Genomic DNA, 20,154 nt, shown 5'->3' with positions numbered 1-20,154 from the left:
CACTTTATTGAAATGTAACTTTTGGTACGCCGATAAAGTCTTAACTAACTCATGGGAATATAAATTCTAAAAAATGCTAACTTTCCTCCAAAATAGAGAATAGCGATCTACGTTTATACTACATGCAGTTTATAGAAAAACATAAAGCTTTATTATTAACCATTTTGGTCTTTCTAATATTGATTTTGGTGCTTTTCAACTGGCATTTGGGCAGTAGTGCTAGAAAAAATCAGGAATTTCTGGTAGATCTTGACTCTTTTACTGAATCTTTAAAACAAAAACAGGAAGAGCCAGAACCCGAAGAAGAACCAGAGCAAGCAAATTTTAAACCCCAAACACATCGAGCTTTCGATCAAAATAATGAGGCCAGGGAATCGAATTTTGATAAACAGCTAAATGATATTTTCGAGAGAAATTCGGCTTCACAAACCGAAACTTCAGAAAATAGCGCGACCTCTTCTTCTGGCAATTATGCAATTGGAAGATCTGGTAAAACAACACAAAAAAGATCTGATGGAAATAGTACAAGCAGCAAAACCTCAACACAATCTGGAAATTTAAGGAACAGTTCGATTTCTTTTAATCTTAGGGGAAGAACGGCGGTAGACATTCCTAATCCTATTTATACCTGTAGTGTTTCAGGAAAGATCGTGATCAATATTAAGGTGAATGAAAATGGTCGCGTAACTGCTACTTCATTTAACGAAGCAAGTTCATCTACAGATAATAAATGTTTGGTTGAAAATGCTTTAATTTATGCTTCTGAAGCTATCTTTAGTGAGTTATCGGGAAGAGATAATCAACCAGGAACTATTACTTATCAATTTAAACCTTAAAAAATGACTGAAAAACATAGATGCGGCTGGTGTCTGGGAGATCCTTTATATGAGGCTTATCATGATGAAGAATGGGGCGTACCAGTACACGATGAACAAAAGTTATTTGAGTTTTTAGTCCTGGAAACCTTCCAGGCAGGTTTAAGCTGGATCACGATTTTAAGAAAACGAGAAAACTTTAGGGAAGCTTTCGATGATTTTGACTATAAAAAAGTAGCTAAATATTCCGAAGAAAAAATTCAGGAATTATTGCTGAATCCGGGCATCATCAGGAACAAATTAAAAGTAAGGAGTGCCGTTACCAACGCACAGCTTTTTATGAAAATTCAGGAGGAATTTGGTAGTTTTGATCAATACATCTGGAGTTTTGTAGATCACAAACCCTTGCAAAATAAGGTTGAGAACTATAAAAATGCTCCTGCTACTACCGAAATTAGTGATAAGTTAAGCAAAGACCTAAAAAAACGCGGATTCAAATTTGTTGGTTCTACCGTTGTTTATGCACATATGCAGGCTACCGGGATGGTTAACGATCATGAAGTTTCCTGTTTTAGATATGAAGAAGTAAACAACCTAATGCCGCAACCATAAAGCATTTGTTTAAAAATTAACTCCTAAAATCGAGAGCCTCGGTGCATTTAATCTCGATTATCGAGTAAAAAACTTTCTTAATCATCTAACGATGTTCCTCTAAAATTCTATACTGAATATCTACTAGCGTTAACACCGGAATCTCACCAGACCCGGCTTGCAGATCTCCTTCATCGTAAGTTCTTAATTCTGAAAATTCTTGCGTGCAACTACTATTAGCACTTAAATAATTACAGGGGTTTTCACCGTTATAACGCTGAGTGGTCACACTAAAATCTTCCACACCTTCCTGCCCAATGTAAATCTGCGGATAACCCTCTATATCAAAATCTGACTCGTTATAGAAGGTCATTCGGTATTCCATTAAAGTAGTCATCGCTTCAGTATCGATTTCATAATTAAAGTAGTCTACTTCAACAGAAATTTCAGCAGGTGTTAATACTTCTGGTTCGTCATCATCGATGTTTGAAGAACATGCGCTTAAAATAGCTAAACCGAATAAGAGAAATATTTTTTTCATCTGAATTTGATTGATACCGGAAATGTAATCAAAAAATCCTTAGCTACTTCAAAAACTCTAAAAACTCGTTTCTCGAAATTTCTTCAGCTCCTAAACTTTCTAAATGATCTGTATGAACCTGGCAGTCTATAAGTTCTACTCCTTTCTCTTGAAGCTTTCTCACCAAACTTATAAAACCATATTTAGAAGCGTTGCTTACTTTTGCAAACATACTTTCGCCGCAAAACACTTTTTTATGCTTCAGCCAAAGTCCGTATAACCCGCCTACGATCTTACCATCTTGCCACACCTCTACAGACTGCGCGATTCCTTTTTTATGTAAACTGGTATAGGCAGCTTTCATTTCTGGGGTAATCCAGGTTCCTAATTGTCCTTTTCGTTTAATTGCAGCACAATTTTCAATAACTGTCTCAAAAGCTTCGTTATAGGTAACTTTAAAAATTTCTTTCTTTAGCAATTGTTTCATGCTTTTCGAAACTTTTAATTTCTGCGGAAATAAAACCATTCTGGGATCTGGGCACCACCATAAAATTGGCTGAGATTCGTCGTACCAGGGAAAAATTCCTTTAGAATACGCTTCCATTAATCGGTCTTCAGTAAGAGAACCTCCCACTGCTAGCAGACCTTCTTCTGAGGTGTACTCAATATCCGGAAAAGGTTCAAAAGGTTTAAGAATCTGCAAAACTGAAGTAATTTTTATAATTAGAAATGTACAAAAAGAAAAAAGCTTAGCACGTTAACCACATACTAAGCTTTTTGTAAAAAATATCTCTTAATTTTTAGAATGGAAGATCGTCGTAATCTTCATCTTTAAAATCCTGTGCTGGTTCAAAATGATCTTCTGGTGGTGGAACATTTTGACCACCCGGTTGTGATGGCTGTAGGTTTTCTATTCTCCAGCCCTGGATAGAATTAAAATATTTGGTTTCTCCCTGTGGGCTTACCCATTCTCTACCACGAAGGTTAATCCCTACCTTTACTGGTTGCCCAACCTGGTATGTGTTTAATAAATCTGTTTTATCCTGAACAAATTCGATCATTAAATCCTGCGGATATTGCTCTTCAGTAGTAACAACCAATTCTCTTTTTCTAAAACCGTTATTTCCAAAAGTCTTGGTATCTCCAATTAATTTAATCTTTCCTTGTACTTCCATCTTCGTTTAATAATTTGCTAGTAATAATTTCCACGCTTCTATCACCTTTCCTCTATCCAGCAATAACTGCGCCTGTTTATGAATTGCTTCTGTTTCTTTTGCTGCTATAATTTCGGTAAATAAATCATCTTCAGAAACGTATAATTTCGATTCTTCCAAAGTTGGTAATTCTTCTACATTACCCAATTTACCAAGATCATTTCCTGTTAAGATACAACTTTCTCTAATTTCCTGCGGAATAGCATCTACCCCTACTCCTAAATTTGCGATAGGTTTTGGAACTTCAAACATCCCATCTACAGCACGGGTATACCAATTACCGCCCATTCTTGCTACCTGATCGATCTTTACCTGATCTATATAGCCGTCTTCATCTAAAATTGCTTCATCAATATGTGTTTTTAAAACCTCACATATTACCAGATTCCCGGCACCACCTTCCTGCCCAAGTTCGACAATCTCGTTCACCTTACATTCAAACTGAACTGGAGATTCTGCCACTCTAAATGGCTTTACCAAATCTGATTTCTGCATCGTGAGCCCAGATTTCTCAAACTCGTTTACACCTTCAGCATAATCTGTACTGCTTAAAGACATTTGCTGAACCATATTGTAATTAACAATGTTAATCACACATTCTTTTACAGCTTTAAGATTTAGCAATGTATGTTTTAAGCTTCCATCTACTCCTCTCCTTACAGGAGAAAATACCAATATTGGAGGATTTGAGCTAAACACATTAAAAAAACTAAAAGGAGCCAGATTTGGTCTTCCTTCCGCATCCAAAGTGCTGGCAAAAGCAATAGGCCTTGGCCCAACTGCCCCACTTAAATACCTGTAAAGAGCGCCAGAAGGCGATTCCTTAGAATCTATACTTAACATGCATCGATTTTTCGCAAAGGTAACAATTAGGATAAGGAATATAAAGCCTACTCACACAATAATATTCACATTAAAACGCTTATATTTAACCGCTTTTAAAATGGAGAGGAACTCTTTATGAATTTTAGTGACGAACGAAAGTTTAACCGTTGGTTTATCATATTTGCTGGATTAGCAGTTATCGTGTTGGTTTTATGGAATACCACCATATTTTTTAACAGACTTAAAGACGAAGAGCGCACAAAGATGAGTATCTGGGCTGAAGCGCTTTTGGAGTTAGATCGCGCAGATAGCAACCAGAATTTGAGTCCGCTTATTCTAAATGTTCTAAACAGTAACACCAGCATTCCTACTTTACAAACTGATGAAGAAGGAAATATTGTGTCTTCGCATTTTATTGATCCTGAAAAAATAGACACCCCTGAAAAAGCCGAAAATTACCTAAATCGTTTAAAAGATGAAAACGAACCTATCATTATGCATTTGGATAGGTTTAGGACGCATAAGGTATATTATGGCAATTCACCGGTTTTAAACAGCTTAAAATATTATCCGCTTGGCCTGGTAACTATTGGATTTTTAATTATTGGAGTAATTTATTTCTTTTACACTACTACCAAAAACAGCGAGCAAAACAAACTTTGGGCAGGTATGGCCAAAGAAACGGCACATCAAATTGGCACCCCTTTAAGTTCTTTAATTGGCTGGACCGAAATTTTAAAACAGGAAAAAGTAAACGAGACCTATGTTTCTGAAATGGAAAAAGACATAGAGCGTTTACAAACTATAACAGAGCGGTTTTCTAAAATTGGATCTGCGCCACTTTTAGAAGAAACAGATCTTGTTGAAGCAACAAGACAAAGCTACCAGTATTTACAAACCAGAAGCTCTAAACTTATCGATTTTCATCTTCAGGTTCCAAGAGAGAAAATTATTGTAAATCTAAACACCCAGCTTTTTAGCTGGACAATTGAAAACCTGGTAAAAAATGCCATCGATGCTATGCGAGGTAAAGGAAAAATTACCATCGAAATTAAACAAAATGAGAAACAGGTTTTTGTTTATGTTCACGATACCGGAAAGGGAATCGATAAAAGCCGATTCAAAATTATTTTTGAACCCGGACAAACTACCAAAAAACGTGGTTGGGGACTTGGTTTATCTTTAGCGAAACGAATTGTGGAAGAATACCATATTGGCCGAATTAGAGTTGCAAAAAGTGAAATTGGCGAAGGCTCTACTTTTGAAATTATGCTGAAAAAAGCCTAATATCGATTTAATATTTCCCTAAGATCTTCAGGAATTGGGAGTGTTTTATTTTCACTGAAATTGTAAAAAACCGAAACATCTTTTCCAATGGCACAAAGCTGGTTGTCATCATCAAAAATATGATGTTCGATCTTAAAACTTTTGTTGCCTATTTCAGCAATTCTGGTTTTAATAATTGCGCTACCAGGGTAATGCAAAGCTCTTTTAAAATCGCAATGCGTAGAAACCAACATTGCTCCTTTATATTCTTCAGCATACATTTTATGCAACCCGGTGGCTTCCCACAAATTTACCCTTCCAGATTGCATAAAACGCATAAAACTAAGATTATTAACATGGCGATACATATCGAGATCGCTCCAGTCTATCCTTAATTTTAATTCAAGCTTAAAATCTTCCAAACTTATAAGTTTACGTGTATGGATTCTGCCAGTTCTTTAAACTCATCATCACTCATTTCGTAATGATTGGCAAAATTCATATCACTCATATCGTTAAGCGGAATTAAATGTACGTGCGTATGTGGTACTTCCAAGCCAACCACTGCAACACCAACACGCTTACAAGGCACGGTTTTCTCTAATGCCCGTGCTACTTTTCTGGAAAAACGCATAAGCTCCATATACATTTGTTCTTCCATATCAAAAATATAATCTATTTCCCTCTTCGGAATACAAAGCGTATGTCCTTTACAATTTGGGCGAATATCTAGGAAAGCCAAAAACTGGCTATCCTCTGCAATTTTATAGGCAGGAATCTCTCCCTGAACTATTTTAGTGAATAAACTGGCCATAATTGATTGTTTTGATTAGTACTATAAAATTAAAAATCCTTTTGCTGAATCTCCGTTAAAAGATTAAGAAAAGGACTTTGATATACCTTAAATAGAAATTTAACGGCAATTATTCACGCCAAATTTCTAAGACTTCAAATTTCATTACACCACTTGGCACAGCTATATCTGCAACTTCACCAACCTTTTTACCTAGCAAACCTTTACCAATAGGAGAATCTACAGAAATCTTACCCGTTTTAAGGTCGGCTTCACTTTGGGCTACCAGTTTATATTTAACCTCGGCTCCGTTACTTTGATTTTTTATTTTCACATGAGAATGAATCAAAACTTTTGAAGTATCTAATTGCGACTCATCAATTACACGTGCATTAGCAACAACTTCTTCTAATTTTGCAATTTTCATTTCTAAAAGTCCCTGCGCTTCTTTTGCCGCATCATATTCTGCATTCTCACTCAAGTCTCCTTTATCTCTGGCTTCAGCAATAGCTTCAGAAGCTCTTGGACGCTCTACATCTTTAAGTTGATTTAATTCATCCCTTAATTTTTTTAGTCCTTCTGCAGTGTAGTAAGATACTTTACTCATAACTTCGTCGTTTTTATAATTGGTAAAGGGCCTTTATTTAGAGGCCTGTTTCCAAAAAATAATATGTTTTTAATGATTGTTTCTAATCTAATGACCTTTTAAAAAGGCTTAGCGAATAAAAAGATATTCAACTAAAGGAGGTGTATAAAGTCTCGCGGTTTGACTGCGAACTTATTATTTAAAAGCTGCATGATCATTAGATTACTGTTTATTAATAAAAAAAATCCCACCTATAATGGGATTGATTCTAACAAATATAAGAAATTTACATTTGCGATAAAAAAAGAAATTTAATGAAGCGTTTTTTATTTTACAGTCTCTTAAGCATTTTAATTACAGGCTGTTCTGCTAGTGACGATGGCCGCTACAACAATCCAAATTTAGTTGATGTAAATTTCCAGTATAGAATTAATATTGAATCCGCAGAATTCAATCAACTTCAATTTCCAGGAAACCAAGTAGCAATTTATTATGAAGGAGTGGGTATTGGTGGTGTTGTAGTTTATAATGTGAACAATGATCTTTATCTAGCCTACGAATTAAGCGATCCTAATCACATTCCGAATCCGAATTGCCCAGGAATGACGATGAATGGAATTGAAGCTACCTGTAGCTGCGAAGGCAATGTTTATAATATCGTAACCGGTGAACAGGTAGAAGGTGATGGCGAATATGCTATGAAAGCTTATCGCGTTGAAACAAACGGTAGACTTATCACCATTTCTAACTAATTATTTTCTAAAATTACCCGGAGTAGCATCTGATGCTTTTTTAAAGAATTTGATAAAATAAGAAGGATCTTCAAAACCCAAACACCAGGAAATTTCAGCTATACTCCAGTTGGTATGTTTTAAAAGTGCTCTTGCCTCTAATGCAATACGTTCGTTAATTAGTTGCGAGGTGGTTTTTCCTGTAGTTTCTTTTAATACCCGGTTTAAATGATTGGCATGCACATTTAAATGATAGGCAAATTCACCGGCACTCTTTATTTTTATTTGCTGAAATGGATTTTCGATAGGAAATTGCCGCTCTAATAATTCCATAAATAAAGCACTAATCCTTTCTGAAGCTTTAGATTCGGTTTTACTTTTCTGAAGACTTGCGGGTTGTAATTTTAAAGCTTCATGAATCAGTTCAAAAACCAGGTTTCGTAAGAGATCATATTTATATTCATAATCTGTATTAATCTCTGAAAACATTCGGTTATAAATAGCCAAGATTCGTTGAAAATCGGCATCATTTAAAGACAATATTGGTGTGCCTTTGCTCTGAAATATTGGATAGTCTTTAAAATTGCCAAATCCATTCATAAAATCTTCAGTAAAAACACAAAAAGCACCAGTTTTTTCTTCAGACAATGGCTCCCAGTTGTACGGCACCTGCGGATTGGCCACTAAAAGCATGTTTTCTTCAACTTTAAGCGTTTTATCGGCATAATGCACCACATTTTCACCAGAAATCAGGCTAATTTTATAATAATCCTTCCGGCTATACGGCATTGCTTTGCTTGTCCCAAAATAATCGCCTAACCGAAAAACATTAAATTGTCCCGTTTTTTGTAGAATATCGCTTGGGAGCTCGCCTAATTTTTTTCGGTAAAAATCCTCTAAACTCATTGTCTTTTCCATCATCTTAAAGATAGCGATTTGAAAAAAGAATTCCGCAGTAAAGACTACGGAATCCTTTTTCTAAAAATTATGATTAAATCAAGTATCTTGGTAAATTACACCATAGTTTGGATTAGATATTTTGACCTCCAGAAACTTCGATACGCTGCGCATTTACCCATTTTGCATCTTCAGTACACAAAAAGGCAACTACACCACCAATATCGCTGGCCTGCCCAACACGTTCTAATACGATAGATTGTTTTACATGATCGTTTACCTGTTTATTATCACGCACCAATCCACCACCAAAATCGGTTTCGATTGCGCCCGGAGCTATTGTATTCGCTCTAATCCCGCGTTTACCAAATTCTTTTGCCTCGTATCTGGTTAAAGATTCTATTCCTGCTTTTAGCGCGCCATAAATACCGTAACCAGGCATAGTAAATCTTGCTAAACCAGAACTTATATTTACGATTCCGCCACCATCATTGATAACATCCAGCAATTTTTGCGTCAAAAAGAATACACCTTTAAGATGAATATTCGTTAAAAGATCAAAGGTTTCTTCGGAAGTTTCAGCGAGTGGTTCGTTTATCCCGATCCCGGCATTATTTACCAGAAAATCGATGTGTTCAGCATTAAATTCAGATTTTAAAATTTGCTGAAGATTATTTTTAAATTCATCGAAACCTGAAACATTTGCGGTATCTAACTGAAGTGCCGCAGCATTTTGCCCAGATTCTTTAATTTGAGCAACAACTTTTTCTGCTTCTTCCTTTTTACTGTGATAAGTGATCACAATATCCAGTCCTTTTGCGGCAGTTTTTAAAGCCATATCCTTTCCTAGACCTCGACTTCCTCCTGTGATCAATGCAATTTTTCTCCCTGTGCTCATCATTTTTGGTTTTTAAATTCAATGACAAAATTAGACAAGTTATACACCGAATTTTAGAAGCTATCAAACCAAAAATGGTAAAATTCAAACAGTAAACTACCTTGGGGCATTATAGCCTTTGGCGGCACCAATAAAAAATGCCTGAAGATTTTTTCAAATTTCAGGCATTCATAACTAAAATAAAACAAACAAATTTAAAATCTTAGAGTAACTCCGGCTAAAAAGTTTGTCGTTGCTTGTGGATAGTATCCTGCTCCGCCTAAAGTTTGTACGCCGTTTGGCATATCTGGATTTTCTACATCGTAGGTATAGAAATATCCATTAGATACATACTCTTCACCAAAAATATTATTTACCAAACCTGTAAAAACCACCTCTTTGAATAAAGGTGCATTTTCCCAAACATATTGGATATTAAAATCGTTCACGAAATAAGAATCCAGTTTAGATCCCTCTAACTCTAAATTACTCATATATTGCTCGCCAACATATTTACTCAAAAAGTTTAGCTGAAGATTTTTAATAGGGGAAACTCGTATCATGTTTCCGGCTACGACATTAGGAGAAAATGAAATCTCGGTATCTCCAAAGTTTTGCTGAGCACCATCAAAAACCGCTACAAAATCTCTATTTCTATTTCGGCTTACTGCAATATTTGGGCGTAAACTCAACCATTTATTCACCCAAATCGTAGCATCGATTTCTAAACCTAATCGATAACTTTCGCCACTGTTTTTTCGAATAGCTGCACCTTCTTCATCAATTTCTCCGGTAAGTACTAGTTGATCCTTATAATTCATAAAATAAAGATTGGTGTTCACCTGGGTTTTCCCAGCATTAAAACGCCATCCCAATTCATAATCAACTAACTGCTCTTCAGTTGGAGCAACCTCATCATTTTCAAAAGCATCTTCATAATCAGAGCGTGAAGGTTCGCGATGCGCCACGGCTACAGATCCATATAACTGATTTTGCTCATTGAATTGATAAGTAAAACCTCCCTTTGGATTAAAGAAATCGAAATTTGCATCGATAGGAAAATTGGCAACTTCTTGTGTTGGGCCGTTACCTTCGTAATTAATAGTTCTTAATTGCAAATCTCCATAAACAGCAAACTTATCTGTGATAGAAACGGTCGCTTTTGTATAGATATTAAAATCTGTTTTTACCGCATTATTTTCATAAAACGGCTCGTATGGATCGTTGTTTCTGGCAAATCTTGTATAGATTACTTCTCCAAAATGATCACCGTCGTAACGGTTCCAACCACCACCAAAGATAGCATCTACCGTACTGTTCTGATAATTTAAACTAAAAGTGGTTCCGTAGAAATGATTATCTAACCAGCTGGTATTTACAAGATCTGATGTGGTAACTTCAGCCCCATCTGCCATAAAATTTGGCAATCCAAATGCATTAAGACTTGCATCTTCCTCGTACTCCTCGTAATAACCTCTTCCGTAGGTATAATGCAAAGCAAGATTAGACGACCAGTTTTGATTGAACGTTTGATTCCATAGCAACTGATAATGATCCTGTTGGTAATTATCGGTTTGATTGTCGTAATACCTCACATTCCCATCCTCATCTGTATATTCTCCTGCCGGATTATACGTTCTATCACTTTCTAAAGTTGAAGCATCGATCCCATACCAGGCCTGATACGTTTTTTCGGTTCCGCCAAACATCAAGGCCTTCACTAAAGTCCCTCCATCAATATAACTTCCCTGAAGGAAATACGATTTAAGCTCAGATTCGGCTCGATCGATATACCCATCACTTTTAATTAAAGAAGCTCTCCCAGAAAATTCCCAGTGATTGTTAAACAATCCTGTACTGAATTTCGCAGTATGTTTATGCGTATTATAAGAACCATAACTGTTAGCAACCTCAGCTGAAGCTTCTTCGTTGTATTTATCGGTTAAAATATTAATACTTGCTCCAAAAGCTCCAGCTCCATTCGTAGAAGTTCCTACACCACGTTGCAACTGGATATTCTCTGTGGACGAAGCAAAATCGCCCAGGTTCACCCAGAAAGTCCCCTGACTTTCAGCATCGTTATACGGCACACCATTAATGGTTACATTAGTTCGGGTTGCATCACTACCACGAACTCTAATCCCGGTATAACCAATTCCGTTACCAGCATCTGTGGTAGTAACTACAGAAGGCAGGTAATTCATCAAAACTGGGATATCCTGCCCAAGATTTCTTTCCCCAATCTCTTCATTGGTTAAATTACTGTAGGTAATTGGCGAATCTGCATCTACGCGTATAGATTGTAAAAAGACTTCACTTAAAGCTTCCTCTAAACCGCTAAGATCTACATCCAAAACCATATCTGACGTAAGATCGATCTCAAAAGATTTTCGATTTCCGTACACGAACTGAATCGTGTGCGTTCCTTCTTCTAAAGTTAGTTTGTAATTTCCGGAATCATCGGTCAATGTCCCAGAGCGTTTAGTGGTTGTGTAAACCGAGACTCCGCTTAAAGGTTCACCTTCTCGCGTAACTTTCCCTGTTAACTGATGTTGCTGCGCCACCGCTGCAAACCCACAGAGCATGATTAGAAAACTGAATAATACGTTTTTCATTCGTAAAAATGTTTACGAATAAAAGGGGCCATTATTCCATTAAAAATTTGGTTAAAAAAATAAATCCTGAATTTCTCCAATTTCAATTTTGGAGCATATTCAGGAGTGCTGTAGTGCGCTTTGCACTTTATCCCTTGGCAGCATTACCTGCCCAGGTTCATTGGGTATAATCTCAGCCCGAAGGGCACCCCTTATGAGATTTGCTGCAAATGTAGAAAGCTTTTTTTGATTATGCACAATTATTGCAATTGATTTAAATGGCGTATTTTTGAGAATCGCGAAAAAAGCTATGCAAAACACAAAAAGATCGATTACCCTAAAAGTTGTTGCCGGTTATCTGCTTACCGCTGCTTTGGTTGTTGTTGCCGTTTGGTTTATTTATAATCGGGTGGTGATTTTTAGCAATATGGCGCAGAGCAATAGTAGTAATAACGCCCAGCTATTTTTGGTTAGTGAAATTACCAGCGATCTTTATGAAACTGAAAATGTTAGCCGTCGCCTTATCCAAACCGGCACCAAAGAAGATATTGTTTTATACCAGGCGCAACTGGATTCTATAAAGATGAATTTAGTTGAATTAGATGAAGATTATGGCGAAAACAAATTACATACAGAGTTAGACAGTATCTACAAACTACTTGATCTTAAAACCGAAAACCTTGAAGCTTTAATAGACCTGCGAGAACAAGAGCGCAATACCAATTACTATAAACAGGTGATGGAAGAGCTTAATCGCGTAAACGAAAGCTTTGAATCTAACCAGGGCTACGACGATCGCTTTAACGACTTAGAACCTTACCAAAAAAGAGTCTTGGTTAAATGGCTGGAATATGCACGTGCAGATAATGCTCAATCCTTAACCAACCAAACAGCAGATTCACTGGTGAATTCAGTAAAAAAGGTTTTAAACGATTTTCAAAAAGCTAATCTTAGGTTTAGAAATACGATCATTGAAAAGGAAAATGATCTACTGGATAACGATATGGTGCTTAACCAGCAACTACGAAAAATCTTAGCCAATATTGAACAGGATGAGCGGGAAGCTTCTTTAGAAAGGACTGAAAAAGCACAACAAACTTTAGAGGATACCGTATCAATAATCATGGTTTCGGGGATTGTTTGTGTAATCGTGATTCTGTTATTTTTAATGCTTATTATTCGAGATGTTGGGCGCAGCCAGCAATACCGAATCGAATTAGAAGAGGCCAAAAATTTTGCCGAAACCTTACTAAAAAGAAGGGAACAACTTATGGCGGCGATCACTCACGATCTTAGATCTCCCTTAAATACGGTGATTGGCTATTCTGAATTGATGAACAAAACTCAACTTGGCAATAAGCAGCGTCACTACCTAAGCCAGATCAATAAATCGTCAGATTTTATTCTTCATCTGGTAAATGATCTTCTGGATTTATCGAAACTTGAAGCCGGAAAAATGTCGGTTGAAAATTTACCTTTCAATCCTAAAAAACTAATTACTGATACCGTACAAAATAATGTTCCTGCCAGTTTAAACAAGGATTTGGAGGTGATTATTGATATTTCTGAAGAAGCCGATGCGCAATATTTAAGTGATCCATTCAGAATAAAACAGATTATCGCCAACCTGGTAACCAATGCTTTTAAGTTTACTGAAAAAGGAAAAATTATCGTCACTGCTGAAATTCAGCAAAAAATAAAAGAATCTCAAGAACTAATCATTAAGGTAAAAGATACCGGGATTGGTATTTCTAAAGAAAAACAAGAGATCATATTTGAAGAATTTAGCCAGGAAAATAGTGGTATTGAAAAAAAATATGGTGGTACAGGGCTTGGACTCACGATTACAAAAAGTCTTACCTCTTTACTAAAAGGTGAAATTAGCCTGCAAAGTGAACAGGGAAAAGGAAGTGAATTTACAATTGTTATCCCGGTGCAGGAATCTAAAATTAAAAAGAAACCACTTGCAGAGGAAGAAAAAAAACTGACTCAAAAAACATCGAATATCGACTTCGGAAATAAAAAAGTTTTGGTGGTTGATGATGAGCCGGCGCAATTGGCACTTACCTTAGAATTTCTAAAAAGCCAAAACCTGAAGTTCGATACTGCTGAAAATGGTAAAAAAGCGATGGCGCTTTTGGATAAAAATCGATATGATTTAATCCTTACCGATATTCAAATGCCTATCATGGATGGTTTTCAACTAATGAATGCGATTAAAAAAAATGAAAACCTCAATAAAACTCCGGTTATTGCTTTATCTGGCCGCACCGATATGAAAGACGAAGTGTATACGCTTACTGGTTTTACGGCAAAGCTTACCAAACCTTTTAAATCAAAGGATCTTTTATTTAAAATAAGCGAGGTTTTTAATATTAAGCCAGAAATCGAAGAAAATCAACTTGTTCCTAAAGACGATTTTGTGCCTCAGCAATCTGAATTTTATAATCTTGAAGATATTTATCTTTTTTCAGGAGAAGATAAAGAAGCTATGTACATAATCATTAAAGCTTTTCTAGAAAGTTCAGAAGAAAATATTGAAAAGATAAGATTCCACAAAAACGAAGGTAATTTTGAAGCTATTGGCCAGATAGCACACAAAATGTTACCGATGCTAAAACAAATGAAAATCACACCGGTGATCCCTGTTTTAGAACGACTGGAAAAGAAAGCTGAAGTCTCTGAAAGTGAAATTGATCAATTAATCCAGCAATTACAAAGGGTATTAAGAGAATTAGAAACCGAGGTTACAGTTTAATATCGTACTGCTTTAATTTATTGTATAGTGTTTTACGATCTATCGATAGCATTCTTGCCGCTTTACTTTTATTACCACCAGTTTTTTCTAAAGCTTCCAGAATTAGTTTCTCTTCGTTCTTGTTTTTAAAAAGTCCGTAATCCTCTTCACTTTTTTCTGCTGTAGCAATTTCGTGAGGTAAAACTTTCATTGGGATTAATTTATCCTGAGTAAGTAACACGGCACGTTTTACCATATTCTTTAATTCACGAAGATTCCCTGGCCAGGAGTAATTTTTAAAAGCTTCTACGGCATCATCTGTAAAACCAACCACTTCTTTTTCTAATTCGGTATTCGCCTCTTCTAAAAAGTGATCTGCAAAAAGCATAAGGTCTTCTTTTCGATCTTTTAGAGAAGGAACTTTTATCGAGAATTCATTTAAACGATGATAAAGATCTTCTCTAAACTCGCCATCTTTTACGGCTTGGGAAAGATCTTCATTCGTCGCAGTCACAACGCGAATATCAACCTCTATTTCTTTATTGCTTCCAACAGGTTTAATTCGGCGTTCCTGCAATGCTCTTAATAATTGCACCTGCAGTTCGTAACTTAGATTCCCTATTTCATCAAGAAATAAAGTTCCTCCATTGGCCGCTTTAAAATGTCCTGTTTTGTCATTAATTGCACCGGTGAAAGATCCTTTTATATGCCCAAAAAATTCACTTGAAGCAATTTCTTTTGGAATAGCACCACAATCTACCGCGATAAACGGAGCGTCTTTTCGTTTACTTTGGTGATGAATGCTCTTTGCTACATTTTCTTTACCCGTACCACTTTCACCAGTTATCAACACCGACATGTTTGTTGGCGCCACTAGCTCGATATAATCATTAAGCTTACGAGAAGCATCACTAACTCCTTTTATATATTGGGAACTGGCATCTACTTTATCGATTTTGGCTTTACTTTTATTACCAGGTTTCTTTTGCTCTACCACCTCGGTATTTAAAGCGTTCTCTATTGTTTGCAAAATCGATTCTGGCCTAAAGGGTTTGCTCACATAATCAAAAGCACCATCTTTCATTGCCTGTACAGCCATACTAATTTCGGCATAGCTTGTCATTACAATAACCTGAGTAGAAGGATTTTTAGATTTTACCTCTTTAAGAATGTCTAAACCATCATTATCTGGAAGCCTAACATCTGTTAGTACAAGATTAAATTCAGTTTTAGTTATTAATTTTAGCGCATCACCACCCGAAAAACAAAGCTCTGCTTCGTATCCTCTTTTTGATAGAAATGTTTTAAGCATGGTACCGAAAGGAACGTCGTCTTCTACTATGAGAATCTTTGGCATAATCTAATTTTAATAGAGAGTTCACAAATTTAGCAAACAAATACCCAAATTTTTAAAAAGAAAATATAAAAAAAGAGGTCTTAAAAGACCTCTTCTTAAATCTAAATTAGAATATAACCTAAAAGTTTACTCCCATTTTAAACGGGGAATTGGTTAGAAAAAATCGCCAAATTTAATTTGTACTTTTCCAGACCTTCCTATTTGTGTTAGTTAGTAGTATTAAGATTGCCCTGAAAAATACTCACTAACCAATTCTAATCCGCTGCCGCAAAGTTGGAATCTTTGTTTACCGGCATCACTTTAACTTCGTAATAAAATTACCTTTTCAGTGCTTTGGTGTTAGTTGGCATCGATAACTTCATCCTCTTTAAGCCATTCTCCATTGGCAGTAGCATAAACAGTTTTAACTTCGCCATCAGTGGCTACGTTTAGTTTATAGATTTTTTCATCATTTTCTAACTTTACCCAAGCTTCAGACGCCACTGCATTAAACTCTGTCATTGTAGCATCTTTAACGGGCTGTGGTAATGCCAGCACATCGATCATTTCGAAACCGGCCATTTCTGGAGCAACTTCAGCTTCAACTTCTTCTGTGGTTTCTTCTACTGGTTCTTCCTGTGCCTGCATTGTTTGTGTGGCAAAAAACAATCCTGCCACTGCCATTACTGAGAAAACTGACTTTTTCATAATTAGTAGGTTTTAGTGATAATTCTGTTTGTTAGTTTATAAATCTTGTTGGTTGATAATTATAAAGGAAAAACTGTACCCAAGCTCATCAAAAACAGCCAAAACACTAACTAACAGCATATTAAAAACAAGAAGCGAAATTTAAACCTGATCTATTCTGTAGAAATTATGAGGTTTTAAGAAATCATTATGTAGAAATGATTCGCAGCACGCAATTTTGAAATGTGTGAAAGCCTAAATAGCTTTTTCATTTTATAGCACTTCAAAATAATGGTTTTAAAAATTAACACGAATAATAACGAATCTCATGCGAAACCGCTTTGCATAGATTCAAAAAGAAGCAATGAATGGTTTTTCTAAAAAAAGAGGCCACCACAGCCTCTTTTAATCCGAAAATCTAAATTATACAACAGCTGTTTACTGCTGTGTTAGTTATTCAAAATCCTTCAATAACCCTAACTCCTTTATTATAAGGCAAAATCGTGCCATAACGCTTTTGGGGTAAAAACTTAGTTAATCTCCTACAATTAAACTATTTGAGGTTTTCGAGCCTCAATCTTGAAAAACAAAAATTGTAGAATTCCACAATTTGAAATTCTACACATGTGGAAATTTTACACAGTTTTATTTTAATGGGTTTTTGCGATTTTGTTTTTTCTCAGCATTAATCTTCTTCTCCCTCAGTCTTTTTAACTTCGCCATTTTCCCAGGCTTCGTTTTCTTTCTAACCTTTGGAGTTTTCGTGCCAGATTTAACCATATTCAAAAACTGATTAATCACAGCTTCTTTATTTTTATGCTGACTTCTAGAATTACCGTTTTGAAGAATAAGAACCTGGTCTTTGGTAATTCTTGTAGAAAATGTTTTTAGCAAGCGCTCTTTTTGAATTTCGGAAAGTACTGAAGATGCTGCTATATCAAAATATAACTCGACTTTAGAAGCTGTTTTATTTACATGCTGTCCTCCTGGCCCGCTACTTTTTACAGCTCTAAAGTCGAGTTCTTTTATTAATTCTTCCTGATTAATCATTTAAAGGCTGGTGACTCTCTTTTAAAAGATCTGCCACGGTTTTTACCGGATTAAAAGTTGTAACCGGAACTTCTACAAAAACAGTATTCCACTTTGCCATAGCTCCATTCCATAAACCAGGACGTTCTAAGGCTTTTAGCGGTTTACCGTCTTTTGTCTTATTAGCAATAAAGCTTGTATTAGGATCTACATATTTTTCAAGATCGTAAGTAGTTCCATCTGGTTTTCTTAGGCTACAAACTAAATCTACAGGATTAAAATGCGTAGATTCTTTCACGATTTTCACCTGTTCTGGGTTATCATCATCAATTTGAGCTCCTTCAATAATTTGTAAAGAAACCTCTCCTTCTTCATCTTTTACTAAAAATGGACCTCCACCAGGTTCACCTTCATTTTTAACCATTCCGCAAATTCTAAGCGGACGATCTAATTTTTCTAACAATTCTGAAGCAGTTTCAGATCCTGTTAAAGACTTCACGAAAAGTTCTTCTGCCAGAAATGTTGAGGCTTCCTTTACATCCTCATCAGATGGGCTAGACTGAAGTTTCTCGATCAAACCAAAAGCTTTTGCTTTCAATTCTAAAAGTTTACCCGCCAACATTTTCTTGTAATCTACAACATCGCCAAGGTTAGACCAGGTTACCACATTATCGATGTTTTTTACAAAAATCACATCGGCATCCTGTTGGTTTAAATTATCAATTAAGGCTCCATGTCCTCCAGGACGAAAGAACATACTACCTTCCTCTGTTCTAAAAGGTGCGTTCTCGTCGTCTACCGCAATAGTATCGGTTTTTGGATCCTGGTAAGAATAGGTAATTTCGAATTTAGAACCTGTCTTTTCTTCAACTCGATCTTTAACTTTATCGAATTCAGCTTCAAATTTTTCTTTATCACTTTGTGCAACCGTAAAGTGTGATTTTACCACTCCTTTACTTTCAGCATATTTCGCAGCTTCATAAAGATGTTCTTCAAAAGCTGTTACCACTACATCATCATATTTATGGAAAGGAACCAAACCTTTTGGCAAATCGCTTAAACCAAGACCTTTTGAATATAGAACATTTTCTGCAATAAGCTTCTTTTGCTCGTCACTGCTTAATTCATCAAAATCACTTTTATCGTCTTTCGCAGCTGCAATAGCTTCAGTATAAAATGGAAGTTTTTCGATATGATTAAAAAATGTACGCAGACTGGAATCCCCACTCTCGTCTAAATACTCTCGTAATTCCTGCTTTGAAGGATCAAACTCATCTACAAAATTATGAAGTGCTTTAAACATTCTAGTTGCAGCGCCAGATGCAGGAACAAACTTTAAAAGATCCAGATCCTCCTTTTTATGCTCAAAAGACCTGATATATTCAGTGCGTTCTTCATCTGAAATAGCCGAAATTCCATTCCCGATAGTTGCTGCTTCCTGAATATCTACTTTAATATTTCCCCGTTTAAAAATTTCAATTTGTCTATTTACTTCTTCAGTGCTTAATCCCTTATCCTGAATTTGCAGGATGTCTGATTCGTTAAAATTCACGGTTTTGTTAGTTTTTAGTTAGTTGACTAATTGTTGATAATATATTTTTTAGGCTAACTTTTTAGCCACTTTTTAATTTCGCATACGTCTTCAAAGATTATTTTAAGGAACATTGAAAATCGAAGAACTTCGCTCCCTTTAACTTAGTCTTACTGCATCAATTACAGAAGCTTAAGGCATGTCAATATACGTTAAAAAATAGAGAATAACAGGCTTCATTAACGCATATTTAATAATTTGAAGATTATATAAAGTTCATTAAACAGCTTCTTAACAGTTCTTTAGTTCCGTAAAACTCCTAATCAAAATAGCTTCTACTTATTGAGTATTAACATAATATTTTATGTGCAAAACATGAAACACAAATTCTTAGCCAGAGAAATAAATAGTAACTTTTTTTCCAGTGGAATTTTAGCATCAAGCATTTACATGACTACCTAAATTTCGTTTCCAAACAATATAACCTTGTATGGCTAAAACTGTAAAAATCACATATTGCAAAGAAAGCATTCCTAATCCTCTATAAGCGTATAAAGGAACTGTGATTAAATCTGCAAAAATCCAGAGTGTCCAGTTTTCTAATTTCTTAATCGCCATATACCACATTGCAGTAAAAAACACTCCTGAAGTGAAAATATCGATATAATTAGCTGTTTTTATTTCGTAACCGAAAGCACGATATACCGCATAAGTGACGATCATGGTAAGCAAAAACATCCCAAAACCAACCAATTTCTCCTTTGTATTTGTTCTGGTAATTGGGACAACAGGTTCACCATCCTTTTTCCTCGCCCAGTTGATCCAGCCATAAACACTCATTACCGAATAATAGAAATTCATCATCATATCTCCGTAATATTCGGCCTTAAATAACAAGTAAACGGTAATAACAGTTGCAATTAAGCCTGTTGGATAGACAAGAATATTCTCTTTTTTAGAGTAATAGACACTTAAAATTCCAAAAATGAATACGATGGCTTCAAGAATGATATTAAACGTAGTTGCTCCCTCGTAGTAATCCAGAAAAAAATCAGAAACCTGCTCCATAATCTTATAATCTGAATGCATTACAATTTAGACTTTCAATGAAAAATGGGCTAAATA

20 protein-coding genes are annotated in these 20,154 nt (G+C 35.7%); 5 read left to right on the top strand and 15 right to left on the bottom strand.

What is annotated here, in order from left to right; genetic code table 11:
* Window positions 1-122 precede the first annotated feature (122 nt).
* On the top strand, window positions 123-836 hold the full coding sequence (locus tag IIF7_RS08345; protein WP_084841222.1) for a hypothetical protein: 714 nt from the start codon (window positions 123-125) through the stop codon (window positions 834-836).
* A gap of 3 nt (window positions 837-839) precedes the next feature.
* Window positions 840-1,427 carry a DNA-3-methyladenine glycosylase I gene (locus IIF7_RS08340; protein ID WP_084841221.1) on the top strand — a complete coding sequence of 196 codons (588 nt, stop codon included), beginning with the start codon at window positions 840-842 and terminating at the stop codon, window positions 1,425-1,427.
* Window positions 1,428-1,512: 85 nt separating this feature from the next.
* Here IIF7_RS08340 and IIF7_RS08335 read toward each other — a convergent pair whose 3' ends face one another.
* From IIF7_RS08335 to IIF7_RS08320, 4 genes are all read right to left on the bottom strand, one after another.
* Entirely contained in the window at window positions 1,513-1,947 is a 435-nt protein-coding gene (locus IIF7_RS08335; protein WP_084841220.1) for a putative periplasmic lipoprotein, read from the bottom strand.
* Between the two features lie 43 nt (window positions 1,948-1,990).
* A complete protein-coding gene (aat, locus tag IIF7_RS08330; protein WP_084841219.1) occupies window positions 1,991-2,629 on the bottom strand; it encodes a leucyl/phenylalanyl-tRNA--protein transferase in 639 nt (212 codons plus the stop codon).
* Window positions 2,630-2,726: 97 nt separating this feature from the next.
* Window positions 2,727-3,101 (bottom strand): DUF3127 domain-containing protein, encoded by a 375-nt coding sequence (locus tag IIF7_RS08325; RefSeq protein ID WP_084841218.1) that lies wholly within the window; start codon window positions 3,099-3,101, stop codon window positions 2,727-2,729.
* Window positions 3,102-3,107: 6 nt separating this feature from the next.
* Window positions 3,108-3,983: a flavin reductase family protein gene (locus tag IIF7_RS08320; RefSeq protein ID WP_084841217.1), complete on the bottom strand. Its 876-nt coding sequence runs from the start codon at window positions 3,981-3,983 to the stop codon at window positions 3,108-3,110.
* A gap of 117 nt (window positions 3,984-4,100) precedes the next feature.
* On the opposite strand from IIF7_RS08320, the gene IIF7_RS08315 reads away from it, so the two are divergent.
* Window positions 4,101-5,252, top strand: a complete 1,152-nt coding sequence (locus IIF7_RS08315) for a sensor histidine kinase (RefSeq protein ID WP_084841216.1) — start codon at window positions 4,101-4,103, stop codon at window positions 5,250-5,252.
* On the opposite strand, the gene IIF7_RS08310 is transcribed toward IIF7_RS08315, so the two are convergent.
* From IIF7_RS08310 to greA, 3 genes are all read right to left on the bottom strand, one after another.
* Window positions 5,249-5,653 carry an acyl-CoA thioesterase gene (locus IIF7_RS08310; RefSeq protein WP_139801294.1) on the bottom strand — a complete coding sequence of 135 codons (405 nt, stop codon included), beginning with the start codon at window positions 5,651-5,653 and terminating at the stop codon, window positions 5,249-5,251. The two genes, IIF7_RS08315 and IIF7_RS08310, sit on opposite strands and share 4 nt — an antisense overlap.
* 2 nt (window positions 5,654-5,655) lie before the next feature.
* The gene (locus tag IIF7_RS08305; protein ID WP_084841215.1) at window positions 5,656-6,045 is read right to left on the bottom strand and encodes an HIT family protein; all 390 of its coding nucleotides are present in this window, start codon (window positions 6,043-6,045) and stop codon (window positions 5,656-5,658) included.
* A gap of 109 nt (window positions 6,046-6,154) precedes the next feature.
* Window positions 6,155-6,631, bottom strand: coding sequence for a transcription elongation factor GreA (gene greA, locus IIF7_RS08300; protein ID WP_084841214.1), 477 nt, complete (start codon window positions 6,629-6,631; stop codon window positions 6,155-6,157).
* A 293-nt stretch (window positions 6,632-6,924) separates the two neighbouring features.
* Here greA and IIF7_RS08295 point away from each other — a divergent pair, with 293 nt between their 5' ends.
* Window positions 6,925-7,362, top strand: a complete 438-nt coding sequence (locus IIF7_RS08295) for a Rieske (2Fe-2S) protein (protein WP_084841213.1) — start codon at window positions 6,925-6,927, stop codon at window positions 7,360-7,362.
* Here the strand turns inward: IIF7_RS08295 and IIF7_RS08290 are convergent, their stop codons facing one another.
* The 3 genes from IIF7_RS08290 to IIF7_RS08280 all read right to left on the bottom strand — a co-directional run bounded on the left by IIF7_RS08290 (window position 7,363) and on the right by IIF7_RS08280 (window position 11,730).
* The gene (locus IIF7_RS08290; RefSeq protein ID WP_084841212.1) at window positions 7,363-8,262 is read right to left on the bottom strand and encodes a helix-turn-helix domain-containing protein; all 900 of its coding nucleotides are present in this window, start codon (window positions 8,260-8,262) and stop codon (window positions 7,363-7,365) included. It lies immediately after the preceding gene.
* 109 nt (window positions 8,263-8,371) lie between these two features.
* The gene (locus IIF7_RS08285) at window positions 8,372-9,136 is read right to left on the bottom strand and encodes an SDR family NAD(P)-dependent oxidoreductase (protein ID WP_084841211.1); all 765 of its coding nucleotides are present in this window, start codon (window positions 9,134-9,136) and stop codon (window positions 8,372-8,374) included.
* Window positions 9,137-9,330: 194 nt separating this feature from the next.
* Window positions 9,331-11,730, bottom strand: coding sequence for a TonB-dependent receptor (locus IIF7_RS08280; protein WP_084841210.1), 2,400 nt, complete (start codon window positions 11,728-11,730; stop codon window positions 9,331-9,333).
* Between the two features lie 289 nt (window positions 11,731-12,019).
* Between IIF7_RS08280 and IIF7_RS08275 the strand changes: the two genes are divergently transcribed.
* Window positions 12,020-14,467: an ATP-binding protein gene (locus tag IIF7_RS08275; RefSeq protein ID WP_084841249.1), complete on the top strand. Its 2,448-nt coding sequence runs from the start codon at window positions 12,020-12,022 to the stop codon at window positions 14,465-14,467.
* Here the strand turns inward: IIF7_RS08275 and IIF7_RS08270 are convergent.
* From IIF7_RS08270 to pnuC, 5 genes are all read right to left on the bottom strand, one after another.
* A complete protein-coding gene (locus tag IIF7_RS08270) occupies window positions 14,457-15,803 on the bottom strand; it encodes a sigma-54-dependent transcriptional regulator (RefSeq protein WP_084841209.1) in 1,347 nt (448 codons plus the stop codon). The two genes, IIF7_RS08275 and IIF7_RS08270, sit on opposite strands and share 11 nt — an antisense overlap.
* A gap of 339 nt (window positions 15,804-16,142) precedes the next feature.
* Window positions 16,143-16,490, bottom strand: a complete 348-nt coding sequence (locus IIF7_RS08265; RefSeq protein ID WP_084841208.1) for a hypothetical protein — start codon at window positions 16,488-16,490, stop codon at window positions 16,143-16,145.
* A gap of 624 nt (window positions 16,491-17,114) precedes the next feature.
* Window positions 17,115-17,519: an alternative ribosome rescue aminoacyl-tRNA hydrolase ArfB gene (gene arfB / locus IIF7_RS08260; RefSeq protein WP_084841207.1), complete on the bottom strand. Its 405-nt coding sequence runs from the start codon at window positions 17,517-17,519 to the stop codon at window positions 17,115-17,117.
* Window positions 17,512-19,050 carry a DUF4301 family protein gene (locus IIF7_RS08255; protein WP_084841206.1) on the bottom strand — a complete coding sequence of 513 codons (1,539 nt, stop codon included), beginning with the start codon at window positions 19,048-19,050 and terminating at the stop codon, window positions 17,512-17,514. The genes arfB and IIF7_RS08255 overlap by 8 nt, the downstream gene beginning before the upstream one ends.
* 417 nt (window positions 19,051-19,467) lie before the next feature.
* Window positions 19,468-20,097: a nicotinamide riboside transporter PnuC gene (gene pnuC / locus IIF7_RS08250; RefSeq protein ID WP_084841248.1), complete on the bottom strand. Its 630-nt coding sequence runs from the start codon at window positions 20,095-20,097 to the stop codon at window positions 19,468-19,470.
* Between the last annotated feature and the right edge of the window lie 57 nt (window positions 20,098-20,154).

It is taken from the genome of Zunongwangia atlantica 22II14-10F7 (assembly GCF_002094855.1).
Taxonomy (GTDB): Bacteria; Bacteroidota; Bacteroidia; order Flavobacteriales; family Flavobacteriaceae; genus Zunongwangia; species Zunongwangia atlantica.
This window is presented reverse-complemented; position numbering and strand designations above follow the sequence as displayed.